Source organism: Neobacillus sp. CF12, assembly GCF_030348765.1.
Lineage (GTDB): Bacteria > Bacillota > Bacilli > Bacillales > Cytobacillaceae > Neobacillus.
Genome location: NZ_JAUCEU010000007.1, coordinates 3549406 through 3570242 on the forward strand (window position 1 = coordinate 3549406; position 20837 = coordinate 3570242).

17 protein-coding genes are annotated in these 20837 nt (G+C 41.1%); 2 read left to right on the forward strand and 15 right to left on the reverse strand.

Annotated elements, in window-relative coordinates:
- Nucleotides 1-12: 12 nt before the first annotated feature.
- From QUG14_RS16785 to QUG14_RS16800, 4 genes are all read right to left on the reverse strand, one after another.
- Nucleotides 13-1488: a sucrose-6-phosphate hydrolase gene (locus tag QUG14_RS16785; RefSeq protein WP_289341647.1), complete on the reverse strand. Its 1476-nt coding sequence runs from the start codon at nt 1486-1488 to the stop codon at nt 13-15.
- Between the two features lie 57 nt (nt 1489-1545).
- A complete protein-coding gene (locus tag QUG14_RS16790) occupies nt 1546-2994 on the reverse strand; it encodes a sucrose-specific PTS transporter subunit IIBC (protein WP_289341648.1) in 1449 nt (482 codons plus the stop codon).
- 188 nt (nt 2995-3182) lie between these two features.
- On the reverse strand, nt 3183-4178 hold the full coding sequence (locus QUG14_RS16795) for a LacI family DNA-binding transcriptional regulator (RefSeq protein WP_289341649.1): 996 nt from the start codon (nt 4176-4178) through the stop codon (nt 3183-3185).
- A 192-nt stretch (nt 4179-4370) separates the two neighbouring features.
- Nucleotides 4371-5801, reverse strand: coding sequence for an alkaline phosphatase PhoX (locus QUG14_RS16800; protein ID WP_289341650.1), 1431 nt, complete (start codon nt 5799-5801; stop codon nt 4371-4373).
- Between the two features lie 259 nt (nt 5802-6060).
- Here QUG14_RS16800 and QUG14_RS16805 point away from each other — a divergent pair, with 259 nt between their 5' ends.
- Nucleotides 6061-6924: an endonuclease/exonuclease/phosphatase family protein gene (locus QUG14_RS16805; RefSeq protein ID WP_289341651.1), complete on the forward strand. Its 864-nt coding sequence runs from the start codon at nt 6061-6063 to the stop codon at nt 6922-6924.
- Between the two features lie 995 nt (nt 6925-7919).
- Here QUG14_RS16805 and QUG14_RS16810 read toward each other — a convergent pair.
- The 9 genes from QUG14_RS16810 to QUG14_RS16845 are packed head-to-tail and all read right to left on the reverse strand — an operon-like array spanning nt 7920 to nt 15152.
- Complete coding sequence (locus QUG14_RS16810; protein WP_289341652.1) at nt 7920-8939, reverse strand: tripartite tricarboxylate transporter substrate binding protein; 1020 nt, start codon at nt 8937-8939, stop codon at nt 7920-7922.
- Between the two features lie 24 nt (nt 8940-8963).
- Nucleotides 8964-10481, reverse strand: coding sequence for a tripartite tricarboxylate transporter permease (locus QUG14_RS16815; protein ID WP_289341653.1), 1518 nt, complete (start codon nt 10479-10481; stop codon nt 8964-8966).
- Between the two features lie 19 nt (nt 10482-10500).
- Complete coding sequence (locus QUG14_RS16820; RefSeq protein WP_289341654.1) at nt 10501-10965, reverse strand: tripartite tricarboxylate transporter TctB family protein; 465 nt, start codon at nt 10963-10965, stop codon at nt 10501-10503.
- On the reverse strand, nt 10956-11069 hold the full coding sequence (locus QUG14_RS29775; protein ID WP_353961077.1) for a hypothetical protein: 114 nt from the start codon (nt 11067-11069) through the stop codon (nt 10956-10958). The genes QUG14_RS16820 and QUG14_RS29775 overlap by 10 nt, the downstream gene beginning before the upstream one ends.
- A gap of 11 nt (nt 11070-11080) precedes the next feature.
- Entirely contained in the window at nt 11081-11680 is a 600-nt protein-coding gene (locus tag QUG14_RS16825) for a FadR/GntR family transcriptional regulator (protein WP_289341655.1), read from the reverse strand.
- On the reverse strand, nt 11673-12725 hold the full coding sequence (locus tag QUG14_RS16830) for an Ldh family oxidoreductase (protein WP_289344172.1): 1053 nt from the start codon (nt 12723-12725) through the stop codon (nt 11673-11675). Before QUG14_RS16830 ends, QUG14_RS16825 begins: the two co-directional genes overlap by 8 nt.
- 29 nt (nt 12726-12754) lie before the next feature.
- Entirely contained in the window at nt 12755-13702 is a 948-nt protein-coding gene (locus tag QUG14_RS16835) for a hydroxyacid dehydrogenase (protein ID WP_289341656.1), read from the reverse strand.
- 11 nt (nt 13703-13713) lie between these two features.
- Nucleotides 13714-14868: a UxaA family hydrolase gene (locus QUG14_RS16840; RefSeq protein ID WP_289341657.1), complete on the reverse strand. Its 1155-nt coding sequence runs from the start codon at nt 14866-14868 to the stop codon at nt 13714-13716.
- 2 nt (nt 14869-14870) lie between these two features.
- The gene (locus tag QUG14_RS16845; protein WP_289341658.1) at nt 14871-15152 is read right to left on the reverse strand and encodes a UxaA family hydrolase; all 282 of its coding nucleotides are present in this window, start codon (nt 15150-15152) and stop codon (nt 14871-14873) included.
- A 1133-nt stretch (nt 15153-16285) separates the two neighbouring features.
- On the opposite strand from QUG14_RS16845, the gene QUG14_RS16850 reads away from it, so the two are divergent.
- Entirely contained in the window at nt 16286-17380 is a 1095-nt protein-coding gene (locus QUG14_RS16850; RefSeq protein WP_289341659.1) for a GerAB/ArcD/ProY family transporter, read from the forward strand.
- 226 nt (nt 17381-17606) lie between these two features.
- On the opposite strand, the gene QUG14_RS16855 is transcribed toward QUG14_RS16850, so the two are convergent.
- Together QUG14_RS16855 and QUG14_RS16860 are read right to left on the reverse strand one after the other, a co-directional pair.
- On the reverse strand, nt 17607-18785 hold the full coding sequence (locus QUG14_RS16855; RefSeq protein WP_289341660.1) for a Ger(x)C family spore germination protein: 1179 nt from the start codon (nt 18783-18785) through the stop codon (nt 17607-17609).
- A complete protein-coding gene (locus tag QUG14_RS16860) occupies nt 18785-20293 on the reverse strand; it encodes a spore germination protein (RefSeq protein WP_289341661.1) in 1509 nt (502 codons plus the stop codon). Before QUG14_RS16860 ends, QUG14_RS16855 begins: the two co-directional genes overlap by 1 nt.
- Nucleotides 20294-20837 lie beyond the last annotated feature (544 nt).

Below are 20837 nucleotides of genomic sequence, written 5' to 3' on the forward strand. Positions count from 1 at the left end.
ACCTCTTAAATATTATTTGATATCCCATTTAACAGCCTTTACATTCGTATGTCCACCACGAGCAAACACACGTACTCCACTGCTAGCTTTACCAGGAAAAATTCTCCCAGTAAATACTTCTTCCCCATCATTTACAAATACTTCGACAGAGGACACATCAACAAAAATTCGAAACGATATCTTTTCAGTGTCCAATGTACATTTCCGAACCGTACCAAACTCCTCGGCAAAAGATTCGCCCGACTCAGATCGGTCAAATACAACCTTTTTCGCAACACTATCATATTTAATCACGGTTTTCTCCATTTCGCCAACCCGAAGTTCCAAACCAAACTCCTCAGCACTACTATCAGAGAATTCCGCAACAAGCTCATACACGTCACCCTCAAAGTTATCGAGACGAACATTCTCATTCTCGACTCTTTGACTTGTTTCCACCTTTTCTCCGCGAAGCAATTTCAATTCAGAAACCGGCTGTTGAATCAGTTTTCCGTCTTTAACCGTTAACTCACGAGGTAGTGTTAAACAATGTGCCCAGCCATTTTTATCAGTAGGATAGTCAATTTCCGGTAATCCCATCCAGCCGACTAAAATCCGCCTTCCCTGGTGATCCACCGTTGTTTGCGGTGCGTAAAAGTCAAAACCGCGATCCAGTTCATGAAATGGACCATGCTTTAACTCGATATTCTCTAAATCTATGGGACTTCCAACTACATACCCTGATTGATAAATATTTTGATAGCTGTCGCCCTCCGGCTTTAACCCTTGTGGGGAGAAAAGGAATACACCTTGCCCATCCAGTTCAAAGTAATCCGGACATTCCCACATATAACCGAACTCTTTACCTAACCCTGTCTTCACTTCGCCTGCTAACTGCCAATCTTTTAAATCCTTAGACTGATATAAAACTACACTTCCAGTCTCATTTACCCTTTGGGCACCAATCACTGCATAGAAGAGGTCCCCATTTTTCCAAACCTTTGGATCGCGGAAATGATCGGTATAACCGCTCGGAACTTCGGTAATCACCGGTGCACTCATTTTGACAATACTTCCATCCGGACTCATCACAGCCAAACATTGATAGGGATGTCGATTCCAATCTTCATCGCGTGTATTGCCTGTATACATGAAGTATAATTTCCCCTCATGCTCAATGCCGCTTCCGGAATACGCCCCATGACGATCAAACTCATTCGATGGTTCAATGCCCATTCCAACATTTTCCCAATGAACCAGGTCTTTAGACTTCGTATGATACCAATGCTTCAATCCATGAACCGGTCCGAGCGGGAACCATTGGTAGAATAAATGGTATTCCCCATTAAAATAACTAAATCCATTCGGATCATTTAACAATCCTGTTACTGGCTGAATATGAAAAGACTGGCGCCATGGGCATTGATTCACTAGTTTGGCTAACCCTTGGATTTCATCTTCGGATACCTCGTCCATGGTTCTGTATCGCTGCTCTTTTGTCCATTCCATGCTGTTCACTCCTAATAAACCAAAGGAGAATCACAGGATTCTCCTTTTCATTTTTTATTATGCTGCTTGATCAGATGTTTGTTTAACTGCTTTTTTTTCGTCTCTTTTCGCTAAAACAATCGTGACGATAAATGCTACTGCAAATGCGATTGCCATACCGATAATATAAGAAATAATGGTATCTGGGCGAATCGAGATGATTCCTGGTATACCTGCTGCCCCTAATGCAGTAGCTTTAACCTTGAACATCGTTACAAAGCCAGATCCAACGGCAGAACCGATAATGGCACCGATAAATGGATAGCGTAATTTCAAATTAACCCCAAACATCGCTGGTTCCGTAATCCCTAATAAGGCAGAGATTCCAGCTGCTGAAGCCGTTCCTTTGATCTTGGCATTTTTCGTTGTTTTTAGCACTGCAAGAGTCGCTCCTCCTTGTGCAATGTTTGACATCGCCGCAATGACAAAAATAAACGATCCACCCGTTTTTACAATATCAGCAAGCAATTGCGTTTCTACTGCAATGAAACTATGGTGCATGCCAGTAATAACGATTGGTGCATAGAGTAATCCGAAAAGGATTCCGCCAATGATACCTGTTGAGTCATATAACCAGACGATTCCATCTGTTAGTAAATTTCCTGCCGAACGTGTCAGCGGTCCTACCAATGTAAACGTTAAAAGTCCAGTAATAAAGATAGATACTAACGGTGTTAATAGATTGTCTAAAGCAGATGGAATAACCTTCCGTAAGGATGTTTCAATTTTTGCTAGAATAAAAGAAGCCGCAAGAACAGGAAGTACAGTTCCCTGATAGCCTACCTTTTCTATTTCTAGACCAAAAAGATTCCAAACTGGGACTTCATTATTTAGTAACGCTGCACCATAACCGTATCCATTTAATAGGTCTGGATGAACCATAAGCATTCCAAGCGTGGCCCCTAGGAAAGGATTCCCACCAAACCGCTTCGTTGCGGAAAAGCCGATTAATATCGGTAAGAAAACAAAGGCCGCATTTGCAAATGTATTAATAAGTGCCGCTAAATCTGCCATTTCTGGATTGGCATCCACCAAGGATTTTCCTTCAATAAATAAATCTGGGGCTGTTAAGATATTATTAATACCCATTAATAAACCACCAGCTACAATCGCTGGAATAATCGGAACAAAAATATCTGACAGCATTTTGACGAATTGCTGAATCGGATTTAGTTTCTTTGCTGCCGCATCTTTTACGTCACTCGTTGACATTTCCGTTTGACCTGACATTTCCGCTAAGTGTTTATAAACCACGTTCACCGTTCCAGATCCTAAGATAATTTGAAACTGCCCTCCTGTTGAAAAGGTCCCTTTCACAACATCCATGTTGTCCAATGCTGCTTGATCAACGAATGATTCATCGTGTAAAACAAGACGTAAGCGTGTGGCACAATGTGCTGCAGCTGAAACATTTTCCTTACCACCTATGGCATTCAGTACTTCACTCGCAATTTTTTTATGATCCATCATAATCCCTCTCTTTTCATCAGATTCGATTTAGGAACCGGTTCCAAATAACCGTAAAAATAAAAACCTTTCGAAGGCGGAACCGGTTCCATTATTTACTAAAAAAAATAATTAGACAAAGAGAAACCGAATTCATCTGTTACCATGTGAATAGGTCCTTTTGATTGGAACCGGTTTCGTTGTCTTTATTATAGGGTACGGTAAAAGAGATTGTCAACGCTTTCCCGCTCAATTATTTCAAATTTAGAAAGTGTTACTTTTTCCACAGGGAGTTCATTGACTAACTCTACAATATGTTTTGCAGCCGTTTCCCCCGCTTCTTTGTAAAAGAACTTCGCCGTCGTTAAGCCCGGATGGATGATTCCTGCCACATCATAGCCGCCAAAGCCCGTCACTGCTAAGTCATGTGGTATATTAATCCCCTCTGAATATGATGCCTTTAAGACCCCAAGAGCAATATTATCGGTTGCACAAACAAAGATGGCTGGCTGAAATTCATCGATGATTTCCTTTGCACTAGCTTGCGCAGCTGGTATCTTGAATAAGGTCTCATAGAAGCGAACATCACAATCATCTACTTCTTGTATCGCCTTTTTAAAACCCTGTTTTCGTTTCACGCCTACTGAAATATCCCGTTCCGTTACACCGAGATAAGCAATTTTCCGATATCCTTTTTCAAGGACGTACCGCCCCATCGCATAACCAGCATTAAAATCATCATGTATCAGACTATGAAAGTTCTCATGCTCTTGTCCAATTAACAATACAGGAACCTTAACACTTTCAAATGCCTCAATATGCTGATCCGTAATTTCGGTAGCAAGCAATATAATCCCCGCTATCTTTTGATTGGCGAAGCTATAAATGCTTTCAATTTCTCGCTCCAGATTTTGACTAGTATTGGAGATAAGCATCTGATAGTTCATTTTCTTTAATTGTTCATCGATGCCAATTAACGTTTGTGAAGAAGCATAAGAATCAAGCCTTGGAACAATCGTGCCAATAATATTCGTTTTCTTCGCTTTCAAGCTCTGCGCAAACGGATTCGGAGAATACCCGGTTTCTTTGATTGCCCGTTCAATTTTCTTCTTCGTCGCTTCACCCACTGAGCCGCCATTTAAATACCGAGAAACCGTACTTTTCGCCACACCCGCAAGCTTAGCAATATCTAAAATTGTACTCATTGTTCTCTACCTCATAACATTTCAAGTTTATATTATCATTATAGTATCACAAATAACTTGGAAATTGGGTCAGTCCCCCGTTGCGTTAAAGCAGTTATTCACTGAGGGACTGACCCCCATTATTCAAAAAAGCAGAGACCAAGAATACTTGATCTCTGCTTTTTTGATATTTTTAAGATGTTTATTACTAAATTATAACATTATGCCATGACGTTCAAATGCTGCTGCTTCTAGAACGGACATACCTTGCGCCTCGGCAGCCCTAGCCACTTTTTCCGAAACTTGCGGTGCAAGATTGGCAGGGGCAGCGTAGGACATCTCTCTTGCGCGCGCAGAGTTTCTGCGTTGGAATGGTCCCCAGATCGCGAAGGTTTTGCCTGGACTTTGAATATTAACAAAAAGCGTGTTTCCATCAGGGGAGAAGGTTGGTCCTGCCAATTCAGAATCACTTAAACGGTTGGCAGCAAAAGGATAGACTTTGCCTTCTGGGGTAATTCCCATAAGTCGATCTTGACCTGAACCATCTTCTGCATACCAAAGGTCGCCCCATGGAGTCATACAGATATTATCTGGATATTCCATTTCTCGTGCATCATTTCCCTCATAGAAAAGCTCTAATGTATTAGTGTGAGGAATATAACGGTAAACGCGGCCAAGTTTTTTGTCGCCGGCAGAGGTATCATCAAACCAGAAAACCCCCTCTTGGAAGAACGCTCCCTCAAGTCTTGAGAATTTAATGCAGTTTTGTGCAGCTGCTTCCTCACGGCACATATGTGGATCTACTTTCTTCCAAACAATTTTAAATGTTTGGCCTGTTTTGAATGTGCTTGCTGCTGGATCCGTTACCGCTTCAATCGCAGCTGCATACAGCGTACCGCCTTCTTGTAAAGCGCCAGGCTTTTGGCTCGTGTTATTTGGGATAAAACGGTAAAGGTAGCTTGGGCTCGCATCTTCAGTTAAGTATACATATCCTGTAGATGGGTCAATTGCACAGGCCTCGTGTGCAAAACGGCCCATCTCCTTGATTGGGGTTTTGGACATTTCGTTTTCCGGCTGCTGTGGATCTACTTCGAATACATATCCATGTGTTGTAGAACGTGTTTCTTCACAAGTTAGCCATGTACCCCATGGTGTCGCCCCGCCAGCACAATTTCGAATTGTACCTGAAGAGGTTACGTATTCTTTGATAACTTCTCGATTAGCTCCTACAACTAGAGCTGATGTACCACCTTGAGCTGATGCATCATACGGATTGCTTCCAAATGCCGCGCCTGCTCCCAATTCATGGTTACGAACCAGAATGGTAGTATTGTTAGGGCCCTCGAAAGCTGCCATCCCATCAAAGGCGCCCGGGATTTTTGCCCCATTTGTCATTACTCCGCCTTCTTTAGAGATAATTTTGTAATGAAAACCTTTTGGAAGGTCGAGAATTCCATTCGGATCCGGCACCAAAGGACCGTAACCGCCAAAACCGCTGGTTGGATTATTCGTCGCATCCGCAAATGCTTTTGAACCAAGTGCTAATACCCCTGTTGACCCAAGTGTTAGGGCAAGTGTACCCATTCCTCCCGCTTTTAAAAAGTCTCTTCTGTTCAAACCATTTTTAGAAGTATCATTATTCACAGTCTATCTCTCCTCAAATATTAATTATGAATCTAGTAATAGATTAAATTGAAAGTTTTAAGGGAAGATAGGATTTTTGTAAAAATTCAGTAAATTATTGATAAGGAATTGTAAATAGATCATAGTCCCACTCAAATTTATTAACTGAATACTTCACCAATTCTTAACACTTCTTAATATGGCATTTACACTCAAGTAATTATTTCTTCAAATTTCTATCGTACTATTTAATAGAATCTACTAAGGGAGGAAATAAGTAATGAAAATCACAAAATTGGTAATGTGCCTGATGTCTATTGTATTTTTTATCGGTTTTCTCATGGGGACACAGTCAGAAGCAACAGCAAATGCAACAGAGTTTGAACGAGGTGTATCGATCAATGTAAAGGTGATGTCCTATAATATTCATCACGCTGAAGGTGTTGATAGAGTATTGGATTTGGAACGAATTGCTAAGATTATTGAGGATGAAGGAGCAGAGATTATTGGGTTGCAGGAAGTGGACAACCACTGGTCAGAACGCAGTGCTTTTGAAGACCAGGCAAAATGGCTGGCTGAGCGGCTTGGTATGTTTTATGTCTATGCTGCCAACTTGGACAGAGATCCATTAATTGAAGGGGAACCGCGCCGTCAATATGGAACAGCGATTTTGAGTAAGTATCCAATTTTGAACTCTGAAAACCACTCTCTTACGAGAATCGGAAATACAGAACAACGGGGTCTCCTTGAAGCTACAATAAATGTAAAAGGTAATCACCTCCATTTTTATAATACGCATTTGGCTTTAACAACGGCCGAGCGTGAAATACAAATGAAGGAAATCATTGCAATAGCAGGAGATTCCAAAGGACCACAAGTCATTATGGGAGATCTAAACGCAGTCCCAGAAAGCATTGAAATGCAGCCGATGTATGCACATTATCTTGACGTATTTGCGGATCAGCCTCAGGCTTATACCTATTCGGCTATGAATCCTATTAAACGTATTGATTATATTTTTACCTCATCTGATATTAAAACGGTAGAAACAAAAGTAATAAATACATTAGCTTCCGATCACCTGCCAATTACTGCTGAAATTGTATTAGAAAGACTGGAACCTTTTATTAATGGCGGAAAGTAAAGACCAGGATAAATACCCATTTAGCTGTAATGGCTTGATGGGTATTTTTTTGATTAAGTCGACCACCTTTAATAAAACCTCTAATCTATTAATAGGTATTTACATGGAAATCCACTAATGGTTTAGAAGAGTTCAAGCGACGCTGATTTACAGCTTGTTACTAAAAATATAACTTTGTCGCATAACTCAAACATTCCCTTTAATTGTTATGGATTCTGTAATAAAAAAAGGGCCTTCCACCAGTTCAGTAACCGATGGAAGGCCTTCATTTATTATGGAAAAAAATTACCTCAAGGCTTTCTGATGTTTATTACATCATAAAACCCGTAAGATGAGAGTGTGTAATATCGTTAAGGTTAGGTGCAAAAAGTGCGAGTTTATCAGAGTTCGGTTAATTTCTATCTGTAATATCTTTAATGGTAATTAACCTTTTTTTACAAGATTGCGTTAAAAAAATGTTAGCGTCCTTACAAACATTCTTAACTTCCCCTTTCGGAATTACCTAAAAATACCCATATAAGCATTATGCGAATGCCAATGAAAAATTAAAATTCATTTTCCACTAATGTATGAATTAGCTTTATCAGCCAAGAATAGAGTCAAATTTGCACGTCTTCTATTGTTCCAAAGTGGCAAACGGGATTTTTTTCCAATACTGCATTTAAACTTTCTTCTGTTGGATAATTAACTCTCATCATTTCTCCTGAATCAATTAATCGAGGTTCGCTTGCTCTAACATTTCCTTTAGAGGACTCTTCGGAAAATTGCTTTCATCATACAATTTTTCTATAAATTCTTGGAACATATCATACCTTTTAAAATATGTATAAACATGCTCCGTTTTTCTAAATAAGATTATCTCTATTAGGTTCATTATTTCCTTTAACTCTAAGTCCTCTATTTCTAGTTTATCTAAAATAACATAAAATTGAATAACAACATTTGTGAGTGTTTCGTGTGATTAAAAAGGTGTCGCACTTTTGTCCCATAAGTGCCTATTTTCGAATTCCTGTCTTTTCAGCCAATTTCGTAAAACTATCTTTTTCCTTATTTACCGCTTTTGTAAATTCTTCAGCGTTTAAGTAGGATGGCTGCAGTTTGACTTTCTCTAATTCTTTGACAAATTGTTCATCTTTTTCCATTTTCGCTATAGTTGAATCCCATTTTTTTATAATTTCATCAGGTGTGCCCTTAGCAAAGGATAATCCAGTCCACCACTTTACTGTCAAACCTTTAAATCCTTCCTCCTCCACAGTCGGAACTTCCGGGAAAAGCGGGCTTCGTTTTGCAGATTGAACGGCTAGAATTTTAATTTTTCCTGATTCTGCAAGGGAATATAACTCTCCAACTGTATGTACGGCTAAAACGACGTGACCGCCCGCTACCTTGGCTGCAGAGTCACTGGATCCTTCAGATGAAACCATACTTGTTTTTTTATAATCAACACCAATAGAATCAAGCCATTCGGCTACACCAAAGGCTGAAAAACCGGCTGGTCCTACACTGGCCCACGTTAGTTTTTCCGGATTTTTCTTAACCCAATCTGATAACTCTTTGAAACTATTGAACTGGGAATCTGATTTTACTGCATAAGCCAAAGTTCCTTCCGCAATCCGAGAAACAAACTTATTGTCTTTTGCCGTTAATGTTGGATTGGAATTACCTGCTTCATACATCGTTGATGTGGAGTTATTATTTACTAAAACAGTATAGCCATCTGCTTTTGCTTCCTTTAAAGCGTACTGCGCCCCAATGATTCCCCCGCCGCCTGGTTTATTGGTAACAACAACGGGTTGCCCCCATTCCTTGCTCAAATATTCACCTACAGCTCTAGCTGCCAAATCCACCCCGCCTCCTGCTGCAAAGGGAACAACCAGTTCAATTTGCCTTGCCGGATAGGAATTCACCTTTTTATCTTCGACGGATGCCGTTTCTTTCGTATCGTTAGAGCAGCCTGTCAAAATAACCATTAACAGTAATAAAGCCGAAAAAACGCTTGATAAAACCTTCCTCATATTCTTTCCTCCAATTTTGTATGTTTATGAAAATTCCATTTGTTCTCCGGTCTCCTGGATGATTCGCTTTTTCGTCCGTTTCATTAACATGATGGAGATGATCATTAAGAACCCCGCCAACAGAAGTAATGTTAGGGATATAGGCCTTTGGAAAAAAATCAACACATTTCCTGATGATATTTCCAGTGATTGAATAAAAGAACTCTCCATTTTTGGACCTAAGACTAAGCATAAAACGAAAGGGATAAGTGGCCACTGAAATTTATGGAACAGATATCCAAATATTCCGAAAGTAATCGCGACAACCACGTCAAACATACTGTTTCGAACAGTGTAAGCCCCTATTACACTAACCATCAAAATCACAGGACCCAAAATCCCAAAAGGGACTTCCGTTAGCTTGGCCCATAACCCGATCAAGGGAAGATTTAAGATTAGCAGAATAATATTTCCAATGAACATACTGGCAATAACGGTCCATACCAGCTGGCTGTTTTGTTCAAAAAGGACAGGTCCCGGGGTTAATCCATAGATCATCAATGCTGCTAATAAAATCGCAAGAGGCGGGGATGCCGGAATTCCTAATGCCAATAATGGGATAAAGCCCCCCGAGCTTGTCGCATTATTGGCAGATTCTGGACCTGCCACTCCTTCAATTGCACCATTCCCAAACTTCTCCGGACTCTTTGACACCTTTCTTTCCAAGTCATAGGATAGGAAAGAAGTGATGGTCGCAGATACTCCCGGTAAAATTCCGAGAAAGAACCCAAGCAGGCTTCCTCTTAGAATAGGGGAGAAACTCTTTTTCATATCCTCCTTATTTGGGTAGGCGTTTTTTATCCGTTGATGGTTGATACTAACCCGTTTTTCCTCTAGTCCTTTTAAGACTTCCGTTATGGCAAATAATCCAATGATCACGCTAATCATCTCGAATCCGCCATTAATTGCATCAACCCCAAAATCAAATCTTGGCATGCCGCTTGAAATGCCAATTCCTACAAGAGAAATTAAAAACCCAAACAAGCCCATAATGATTGACTTTACTAAAGAGAAGCCGGTTAGATTAAATAGGATAAATAATGCAATAAGCATTAAGGTAAAGTACTCCGGCGGTCCAAACTTTAAAGCCTGATCTGCCAGGATAGGGGCAAATAGAACAAGGCCAATTAAACCAATAATACCCGCAATGAATGATCCTATGGCGGCAACGCCGAGTGCAGCTCCTGCTCTCCCCATTTTGGCTAATGGATAACCGTCTAGCGTTGTTGGTACTGATGAGGCTTCACCAGGTATATTCATTAAAATGGCTGTCGTAGATCCCCCATACATCGACCCATAATAGATTCCAGCCATCATCATAATTCCTTGTGCCGGTTCAAGAATAGTCGTCAATGGCAAAAGGATGGCAATTGCTGATGTTGGTCCAAGTCCCGGAAGTACTCCGACAAGTGTTCCAAGCAACGAACCCATTACTACAATCAATAGATTGAAAGGGGTAAGAACTTCACTAAACCCATGTAAAAGATACATGATTGATTCCATTTTTTTTGCTTCCCCCTTTCTAAAAAGGCCAAGTGATACTTGGAAAAGGTGTTTTTAGTAAGACAATAAATAAAAAGTACAACATAGTAGTCAGGACACCCGCTACAAGGATAGAAAAAATCCACCGATAGCTTCCGATTATTTTAATTAAACAGACAAACGTAATAACCGTACTGAAAAAATAACCAATGAATTCGATTAAAAGACAATAAATAAATAAACTGCCGATCGAAACGATCATAATGAAAGCTGTTCTTCCTCTAGGCAGGACAGGGTCTTTTTTCTCTTTACTGTTACGTTCAAATAGAAGGAACCCTCCAGAGATAACAAGAAAAACACCGATCAATCCCGGAAACGTATGATCTCCGGTCAGGATTCTATTTCCATAAGGAAAAAGTCTAATAGCTTCAAAGATAGACAAACACCCTAAAATGATTGAGATAATGGCACCAATTCTGTCCGGAGAAATAAACTTTATTTGCATTCGATCTCTCCTTCCTGTGTTCCGGCTTTTAATGTCTGTTCAACACTATCTAAATGCTTCTCCATATACTCTCTTGCTTTTTCTGCATTACGTGCTTTTATCATTTCCGCTATTTTTACATGTTCATTCCAAGAATATTGGATACGTTCTGTATTTTAGCAGTTTCCTTTCTCATAGATCGGAGCTGCCCGGTAAGATTCATCATCATGCGAATTGCTAATGCATTATGCGAAAGCTTTACGATTATTAAGTGGAATTCCTGGTCTCTGTTAGACAAACTTGACTTTTCTAGTTTATCCGCTTTTATCAGCTGGATGGTTTCTACCACATATTGATATAAATCATTTACCTGTTTATCAGTTGCTCTCTCAACTGCCCAAACCACCGCTTGTGTCTCAATGAGCTTTCTGATTTCAAACAAATCCGCAAATTGGTCATTCCTAACAAAGAAATGATCGGTCAATGAATGCAAATTGGTATTGTCATTCATTACAAAAGCACCATGTCCGTGTTTGATCTCGATTAATCCCAATGTCGAGAGAATTTTATAAGATTCTCTTATCGTGTTTCTGCTTACATTAAGCTGCTGTGAAAGCTCCCTTTCAGCTGGCAATTTTTCTCCAAGCTTTAATTCTCCACTTTTGATGAGACGCTTAAATTCTTCCACAATCTTACTTGGAACCGTAGAACGATCAAACTTTAATTGCTCAAACATCCGATCCACCGGGAATATCCAATTTGAACTTTTCTGCCAGTACCTTTAGTTCTTTCCTAACTTCAGCTGGTAAAGGAATGCCTGATTCCAGTCTTTCACTGTACGATTTTTCCCTGCGCTCTCCTGGATAAAGAATCGAATCGACTCCTTCTTTTTTAGGACTATTCTTGATTTGAGATAACATGGTTTTCAACATTTCTGAAAAATCATAGAGCGGAAGGAACTTTTCAATGTCAATTAAGAGAAAGAAATGGCCAACGTTTGCTTTTTCATGTGAATCTTCATAGATACTGTTTACATTTGGACCATATGCTGCTTTTGTTAAGATTCCTGAAAGGATCTCAACAGCGAGAGCCCAGCCGTATCCTTTTACTCCTCCTGAAGGAAGTACAGCCCCAAGTAAAGCCGCCTTAGGATCTTCGGTATCCTCCCCATTTTGGTCGATGGCCCAGCCTTTTGGAATGGAGGTTCCTTCTTTAGCGGCAGAGATGATTTTTCCTCTTGCCACTAAACTTGCAGACATATCGATGATACAATCGGGTTGATTGTTGACAGGAAAGCCAAAAGCAATAGGGTTGGTGCCGAAAAATGCTTCCTTCCCACCCCAAGGCGGGATTCCTGGAGGAGAATTAGTCATGACAATGGTTGCCAGACCTTCTTTACAGCCTAATTGACAGTAATAAGAAGCAGTGCCGAAGTGATTGCTATTTCTAATTCCAATAGCAGCGATACCAGTTTCCTTTGCAAGGGCAATACCCTCTTTTAGAGCATGATAAGAAACCGCCTGTCCCAGACCATTGTCACCATCTACTGATAAGACCGATAACGCTTTTTTCTGAATCGAAATGGAAGGGGTCGGATTAATCCGCCCATCCTCCATTCCTTTAGAATAAATAGCTAACCTGCTAATGCCATGGCTGCTGACGCCTTCCAGGTCCGCCCTCACTAAAGATTCCGCAACAACATCGGCATCTTCCTGATTCACATTTTGACTTTTTAATACATTTACTATAAATTCTGTTAAATGTTCCGCTTTGTAAATCACCAATTCCATCACTGCCTTTTAATTAACGTTTATTTTACAACCATCAGGGAATCCATTCCTTTAAGAACCTTTACTACTTCCTCACAGATCATATTCGTAACTCTCTCTTGTGATTCCGTTGTTAACCCGGCGATATGTGGAGTGATGATAATTCGTTTATTGTTTAATAAAAAATGGTCAGGTTCTACAGGTTCTTTATCTAATACATCTAAATAGGCTCCTGTAATTTCCCCTGATTCAACTGCTTCTAATAGAGCATGTTCGTTTACGATCCCGCCTCGTGATGTATTAATAAGAAATGCTTCTTTTTTCATTAAATTAAATTCTGGCGAACTAAACATAGAACGTGTTTCAAGTGTTAATGGAGTGTGGATGCTAATGAAATCTGACTCTAAAAGTAATTGATGAAATGGAATCTTTTCGATTCCTGTTTCGACAAACGGGAAACTTAAATCATGTAAATAAGGATCATAACCAACTACCTTCATACCAAAGGCTAAGGCACGCTTGGCAATCCTATGGCCAATATCTCCGGTTCCAACTAATCCTAACGTTTTTCCGTATATCTCATTTCCAGTAAATCGTTGTCTGTTCCAATTCCCAAGGTTTACATCTTCAGCCGCGATAGAAAGTGACCGATTGGCATTCAAAATCGCTGACATTACGTACTCTGCAACAGAAATGGAATTGGCATTTTGGGCTGAAACAATCTTAACTTTTTGCTGGTTCGCAGCTTGTAGATCGATATTATCTAGACCAACTCCCAATCTGCCAATTACCTTCAGCCGTTTTGCTGCAGTAATCACGTTTCGGTCCACAATGGTTTGATTTCTGACTATTAACGCATCCGCTTCTATCATTTCATTAATCAACTTCTCTTTATTTGCCCATAAATCCGGGATTTCTTCTACTTGGCCCATGATGTTTAGCCGAGAAATACCGGAAGAAGACATCTTTTCTGAAATAATAATTTTCATTTTCTCCTCGCTTAGGCACTACGATAAAGTTTAGTAAGGACAAATTCTCTATGTCCGAGACTTTCAGCAGCGGTTAAACGACCGTTAATCGTTCTAATTAACATGTGTAATAATTGATCCCCAGCTTGGTGAAGGTTATATTCCCGCTTTAGCAAACCAGTCACATCCACATCAATATGCTCTGACATCGTCTCTACCGTAATCGGATTTGCTGAGATTTTGATAACAGGTACGATCGGATTGCCAATTATATTCCCCTGGCCTGTTGGGAAGAAATGGACAACCGCTCCCCCGGCTGCCATTAAAGTTATGCACTCGGCGGCAGCAGATGAAGTATCCATAAAATTCAAGCCGGTTTTTGTCGGTGCCTCTGCTGGACCTAATGCATCGACTACTTTTTTAGTGCCTGTTTTTTCAATATTTCCAAGCGCTTTTTCTTCGATAGTTGTAAGTCCTCCCCTAATATTACCTTCTGTCGGCTGACTTCCAAGCAGGTCAACACCTTTTGATTGAATTTCTTCTATATAATTGTTATAAATTTCTAAAAACTTAACTTTTACTTCAGGTGTCTCACAACGGTCGACGATTAAATGTTCCCCCCCGGTTAATTCCGATGTCTCGCCAAAAAATACCGTTCCGCCTCCATCAACTAACCGGTCAACTACATTACCTACCGTTGGGCACGACCCCAATCCTGTCGTCGTATCCGACTCGCCGCATTTGATACTTACTAGAATTTCAGAGAGCTCAACTGGTTCCCTTTGGATTTCTGAAGCCAGTTGAAGGAATTTCTGGGCTGTTCTTGCTGCTCTCTCAATCGTGGAAAAATCACCATAACGCTCGATAGAATAACCAGCCACAGGTTTTCCTGTTTTCCTAATTCCTTCCACAATTCGCTCGGTCCACTTTGGCTCAATCCCAATTACGACAACAGCCGCCACATTTGGATTTGCACCATTTCCTATCATTGTGTTAAAAAATAAATCAAGGTCGGGTCCATATTGCAATCTGCCGTATGCGTGTGGGATTGCTAATGTCCCAGGTACAATTCTGCCCACTGCTTCTGCTGCAGCATTAGAAATATCATCCACAGGTAGAATGACTACATGATTTCGAATACCAACTCTTCCATTTTCTCTACGATAACCCCATATAATATTTTCCATTCTTACCACCTCGCTGTTTTTAAGTTATGTGTATGTACATAACTTCCTTCTTTAATTTCTTCGGTCGCAATTCCAATTGGCACACGGTACTCAATTACCTTACTATTCTCAGTAATATCTTCTAGCGCAATCTTATGTCCTAGAGGAATATCATGTTTGGAGTTTATTAGAATAGTAGAATCATCCTCCAAATAAACCCCCTGCACATCCTCGCCTGCAGAAATGTCTGCAATCGCAACTCCAACTGAATCTCCGATGTGATGAACTAAGAATTTGTGTGACAATTTACTTCAGCTCCTTTTTTTAATATGTGTTTGTTTGAACGTCCAATGGTCCAACCAATAAAGTAAAAGCAGAACGCCAAGGGCGATAAGGATAGTTCGACCAGTAAATAGGCTGTTCTTTACTAGTTTTTCCAGATTGACAAACTAAGCTAGAACATGATCGAAATGAAATAATGACCCCTTTTTTAACAAAAAAAGGCCTTGCACGCTTTTGAAGCGAAGCAAGGCCTACAGTTGTCTGTACGGCATATATATTATTCCGATTGGTTAACTATGTTTTAAAATTTACCATAGGCTGGAATATATGTCAATATTATTTTTGAAATATTTTTAAAATGAAATGTCATTTTGCAGATGCAATTGAAATACGGCTTGCCATTTAAATATATCGTGATCGCGTATCGCCATATAATCGTTCCTTTAGTATTATTACTACGAACAAACCGCTGCATAATTAAATGATATTTTTATAATAAAAAGGGTATTCTTTTTTTTCATTTTTGACTAAGGAGAAATAATATGTTTGCATGGATATATCAGCACATAATAAAAACACCTTTTACTATCTATTTTGTTATAGCATTATTATTTGGAACGATCCGTTAGCTACATGTAACCCAAAAGTGAAAAAAGAAGCCTCCCAAAAGTTTAGTTAACTAATGAGAAGCCTCTTTAATTTAGATTATGTTAGCAAATTCTTTAAAACCCTTATATACCAAGGGATTCAGCAGATATTACATCATGCCGCCCATTCTTTTTTATATAAAATAGAAAGAAATAGAATATAAAAAAGTGCTTCATTTAAGGATTTTGCCAAGATTCGACTAAATAATATTAAATGAGACAAATAATAGAAGAGGACAAAACGGAGGACAGAATCACCTTGCGTTTTGTCCTCTTTTTCTATACTTAAGCTGCAAAAGTTGATTTATTAACTACTAATTCATTGCCTATTGAAAAAACCTCCACAACCGCTACTCTAGTCATCATCAATGACAAGAACTCATAATCGGTCGCGTACAAATCACCATTCGTTGTAATAAACAGTCTGTTGACAGATGATCGGAGCGTTTAAACCAGGATAAATTGGGAGAAAATACATGAGTAGAATGTACAGGGAGGCGAGATAAAACATGAACTCCAGCGATAAAATCTCAGGCTATCAAATCAGCTTACTTTTTTTTACCTTTATCGTTTCTACCCTCATCTTGTCCGTTCCGGGAATCATGGTGTCCTTCGCCAAACAAAATGCCTGGCTGTCCATTATTCTCGCTTCCCTTCCAGCAATTGTAAACATCTATGTGATGACCGCACTGGCAAGGCGTTACCCCGGTCAGTCGATCATGCAGTACGCGACTGCGATTTGCGGGAAATGGGCGGGCAAACTTGTCGGTTGTTTTTTTATTTATTATTTGTTTTTCTTTATTTCCAGTACCGTAAACGAACATGCCAGATTTCTGAACACCAATCTCCTGATGCAGACTCCCCCGATCGTATTGATGACAACGCTGTTATTTATTTGCAGCCTAGCCGTACTAGCTGGGGTTGAGACCATCGGCAGGTGCAATGAGGTCATCTTCCTTATCATCATTACTCTGCTGATTCCGATCTTCATCTTTTCGCTCCGGAATGCAGACCCCGCCCGATTGACTCCGGTACTCGCAGAGGGACTCGGTCCGGTTATCCGGGGATCGGTCGTTCCGTCTGCCTGGATGAGCCAGTTTTATTTTTTAGGATGGTTTCTCCCACACTTGAACGAGAAACCACAGCATGTCCGTAAAAAATTGCTTACGGCGCTCGGCGGCATCGTTGTGCTGATCATGGTGATCGACTTGCTGACGATAATGGTGTTGGGTCCAATAACTCCCCGGATGAAGTTCCCTTTTTTGGACGTGATCAAATACACCGATATTATCGGGCCTTTGGAAAGACTAGAAGCGATCGCCATCACGATCTGGATTTTGGGCATTTTTGTTAAAGTTTCAATGCTGCTCTATATGTTCTGCGTAAGCGCAACCCAACTTTTCGGAGCGAAAAATTACCGGAAAACCGTCGTACCGATCACGGTGCTGTCCGTTGTCGGTTCCGTTTGGATATTCAAAAATGCCGCGGAATTTGAAGCCTGGATTACGTTCACGTATCCGATTCTGGCTCTCTTTACGCAAATCCTGCTGCCTTTGCTGCTGTTTGCCGTACACGCCATCAAAGCAAAGATTGTAAAGCATTAACGGGACAAAACCGATTTCCCGATGGATTCAAATACGATTTTGTACGGGAGGACAAGGGTCGGCACTTCCACGTCCGAGATTAGCAGTAAACCAACGATGGCGGAGACGGTCATTGATAACGCATAGATACAAGCTTCCCGTTTCTCGTTCTTGCTCCATAGATGGCGAATCTGGATGAAAGTGAGAGCGCCAAGACAGAGGATATATACAGCTGAAAGTATAAACATCACTTCACGATCTCCTTATCCTTCAAGTGCAACGGCGGGCCGATTGCCCCGGTATTGCTTATGTTGATATTCACCGAAACAGAAACTTCAGCGGCTGCAAAATACTGGTCCCATTGTTTCTCCACGGTGCGCCACTTCTTTGGGTTATCCCTTTGCAATTGTTGGCCGAAGCCAACGATATCCGTTTTATATCGGGTTTGTATTTTGCTTAAAAACGCCTCCATATCTTGTTTAACCCGATTCTCGATCACCTTTTTCACAATCTCGAGATTGCCCGGGTCGGTTACGTCAAGAGAGGAATTGTTTTCAAATAAATTCCCATTTGCTTTCAGGTCAACATGAAATTTGAGAGGATTCCTTTTGGCATCAGTGTTTATTTTATATTTGCTGGACGTAATGATAAAACCGACATTTCCTTTGCCTCCCGGCATGTCGACAGTGATTTTATCCGTCCTCTTATTGTCCTTGAACCAAAGGAGCTGGTGCGTTTCCGCATTATTCAAAAAATCGATCAATTTACCCGATTTGAACACTGCCGTTCCGTTTATGCGAAACATTTTATCCTCGCCCTTTTTTCCAGACCTCCGATAAAGCGTCGGCTCCAAAACCCCGGTCGTCGGATACGTGCCTTCGCTTGCCGACGCAATCAAAAAATCTCGCAGCGTGACGACCGTTCCTGCTCCCCATAGCAATTCCATTTCCTTTAACGCTTCCGAGGGGGCAAGCTCATAGGGGTATTCAAAATGAAGCATATCCCCGGCTTTCTTGCCTTTGACAACCAGTATATACGTTTTTAAACGGTTTCGCGGATTACGGTTGAACATATCTAAAATATCATTCAGCCCTTTTCTGGCCAAATCTTCTCCGACTAGGATAATGCTACGGTGCGAAAAAAATAACGTTCTGGACATTTTCTGCTGAATCTTTTGATTAAAATCAATCCCGTTTTTTCCAACCGCCGAAATTAAAAAGAACTTCTCCGTTCCTGTCGTGCCTCCTGCCACTTGCGAGGACGGGGCAGGGACTGCGATCTGAAGCGTCGCCTTTATATTTCCGTTGTCCTCCAGATCCAGCCCGGTTCCCATGACCAGACCAATATCGTTGATTTCTTTGCGGTCCCAACAGCCGGTATTGATCAGCAGGACAAGCAGCATCCCGATCAGCGTCCACCGCTTCACTACTCTCCTCCTCCTTTCTGCATCTGCGCTTTTACTGCACTTTCTTGAGAGGGAACGGATAAACTGCCGCCATTTTTTCTGGGTGCCCGAGTCCAAACATCCTTCACTGCTCTGAGCGAAAAGGGGGCTATCGGTGTAAAATAAGGAACCCCGAACGATTTCAAATGAACGACATAGAGCAAAATACCAAGAAATCCGAGCGCGATTCCGTATAAACCAAGTGATCCTGCCAAGAGGATGATCGGAAACCGCAGCAATCGGACACCGTTGGCAAAAGTAAATCGCGGTATGAGAAGGGCCGCAATGCCTGTAGTCGATACGACAATAACGATAGGCGTCGAAATAAGGCCCGCCTGCACAGCCGCCTGCCCGATGACAAGCCCGCCGACGATGCTTACGGTCGGTCCCATCGTCTTCGGTAAGCGGACCCCCGCCTCCCGCAGCGCTTCGAACATAATTTCCATTAATAAGGCTTCAATCATGATCGGTAAAGGCACAGGCTCCCGGGCGGAGGCGATGCTCAGCAGCAAGCTGGTCGGGATCATTTCCTGATGGAAAGAAGTTACCGCTACGAAGAAGGAAGGTGCAAAAATGGCGACGAACAAAAAGATAAAACGGATCCATCTTATGAACGTGGCTACAGGATAGCGAAGATTGTAGTCATCGCTACCCTGCAAACCGGTCCAGAACGTGACGGGAACGACGAGCACGAAAGGTGTATTGTCGACCAGTACGGCGACCCTTCCTTCCAGCAAGCTCCCCGCAACGACGTCAGGCCGTTCCGTTGCCAGCACATGGGGAAAAATAGGAAACGGATCGTCTACGATCAGTTCCTCGATAGCACCGGATTCCAATACCCCGTCGATCTGGATGGAGGCGATTTTATTTCGCACCTGATCAATGACGAAATCATCGGCAAGTCCTTCGATATATGCAACAAGTACCTTCGTTTCCGTCATCTCGCCTACGATAAAATCTTCCATTTTCAAACGTGGGGTTCGGATATAGTGGCGCAGCAGCCCGACATTGACGGACTGTCTCTCGATAAAGCCTTCCTTAGCACCACGGATAACCGGTTCCGAAGAGGGTTCTTCGATGGATCTTTTGATGCTCCCCTTCACTGCATAACAAACGGCGTAATCTTCGCCGTCGGTAAATACGGTGGCATAACCGAGCAGAACAAGCCGGATAATCTCCGCCCATTTCGAATTTTTTACGACCTTTTTTTCGAAAAACCGGTCCTGTTGATCAGACGCAAGCGGCATGACGATCTGCTCGCTCACTTTCTTTTCGTCCACCAATGTTCCGAGATAAACAATAAGCCGCTTTGGAGTATCCTCTTGATAACGAATTTGACGGCAGACCAAGTCCGAGCACTTGTGAAACGCATGCTTCATGAAGGTTTCATTTTGTTCGATATCATTCGTGAGTGCTTGCTCTTTGAATTCGATCATAGGATCGTCTATCAGGGTATTGCCGGTGAGCCGTTTTCGTAGCCGCTTCATCATTCGATAATCCTCCACATACAACATTAACTAGTTCTAGAATGTCTTGGATATTCGGAAATTATTCGTGTCAGGGATTCAGCATACACGAGTGCAAAATTGAAAAAATAAGGAGAAGGTATTCCTTGCTCTTCATCGCGAACTGAATCAAGAGGCTACCCTCGGTTTCAAGACCGATAGGATAACCTCTTGTATCTGTAACGACAATTTACATCCTGATCAATTCAATTAGCTAATGCAATACCGTCTACCTGTCAAAAGCCGTAGAACATAAAAAGAAAAAGAGCTCTCTTACTCAACCATATTACACCACTTGGATGGGAGCATATCAATTTTTAGTCAAATATAAATTGATCGAATGCTTCGTAGTCTAAATTGGGTTATTATTCAGATTTCAACTAAATAAAGGGAATCGCTTCCTTTCCCCTGATTTTCCTAAAAGCATTTCATAATTCTTGATATTCGTTTTAGATGTGTTCTTGAAGCGTCTGTCATCCAAAAAGTCTTGATAAGAGAATTTTAACAATAAAAAAACCACTCCCTAATT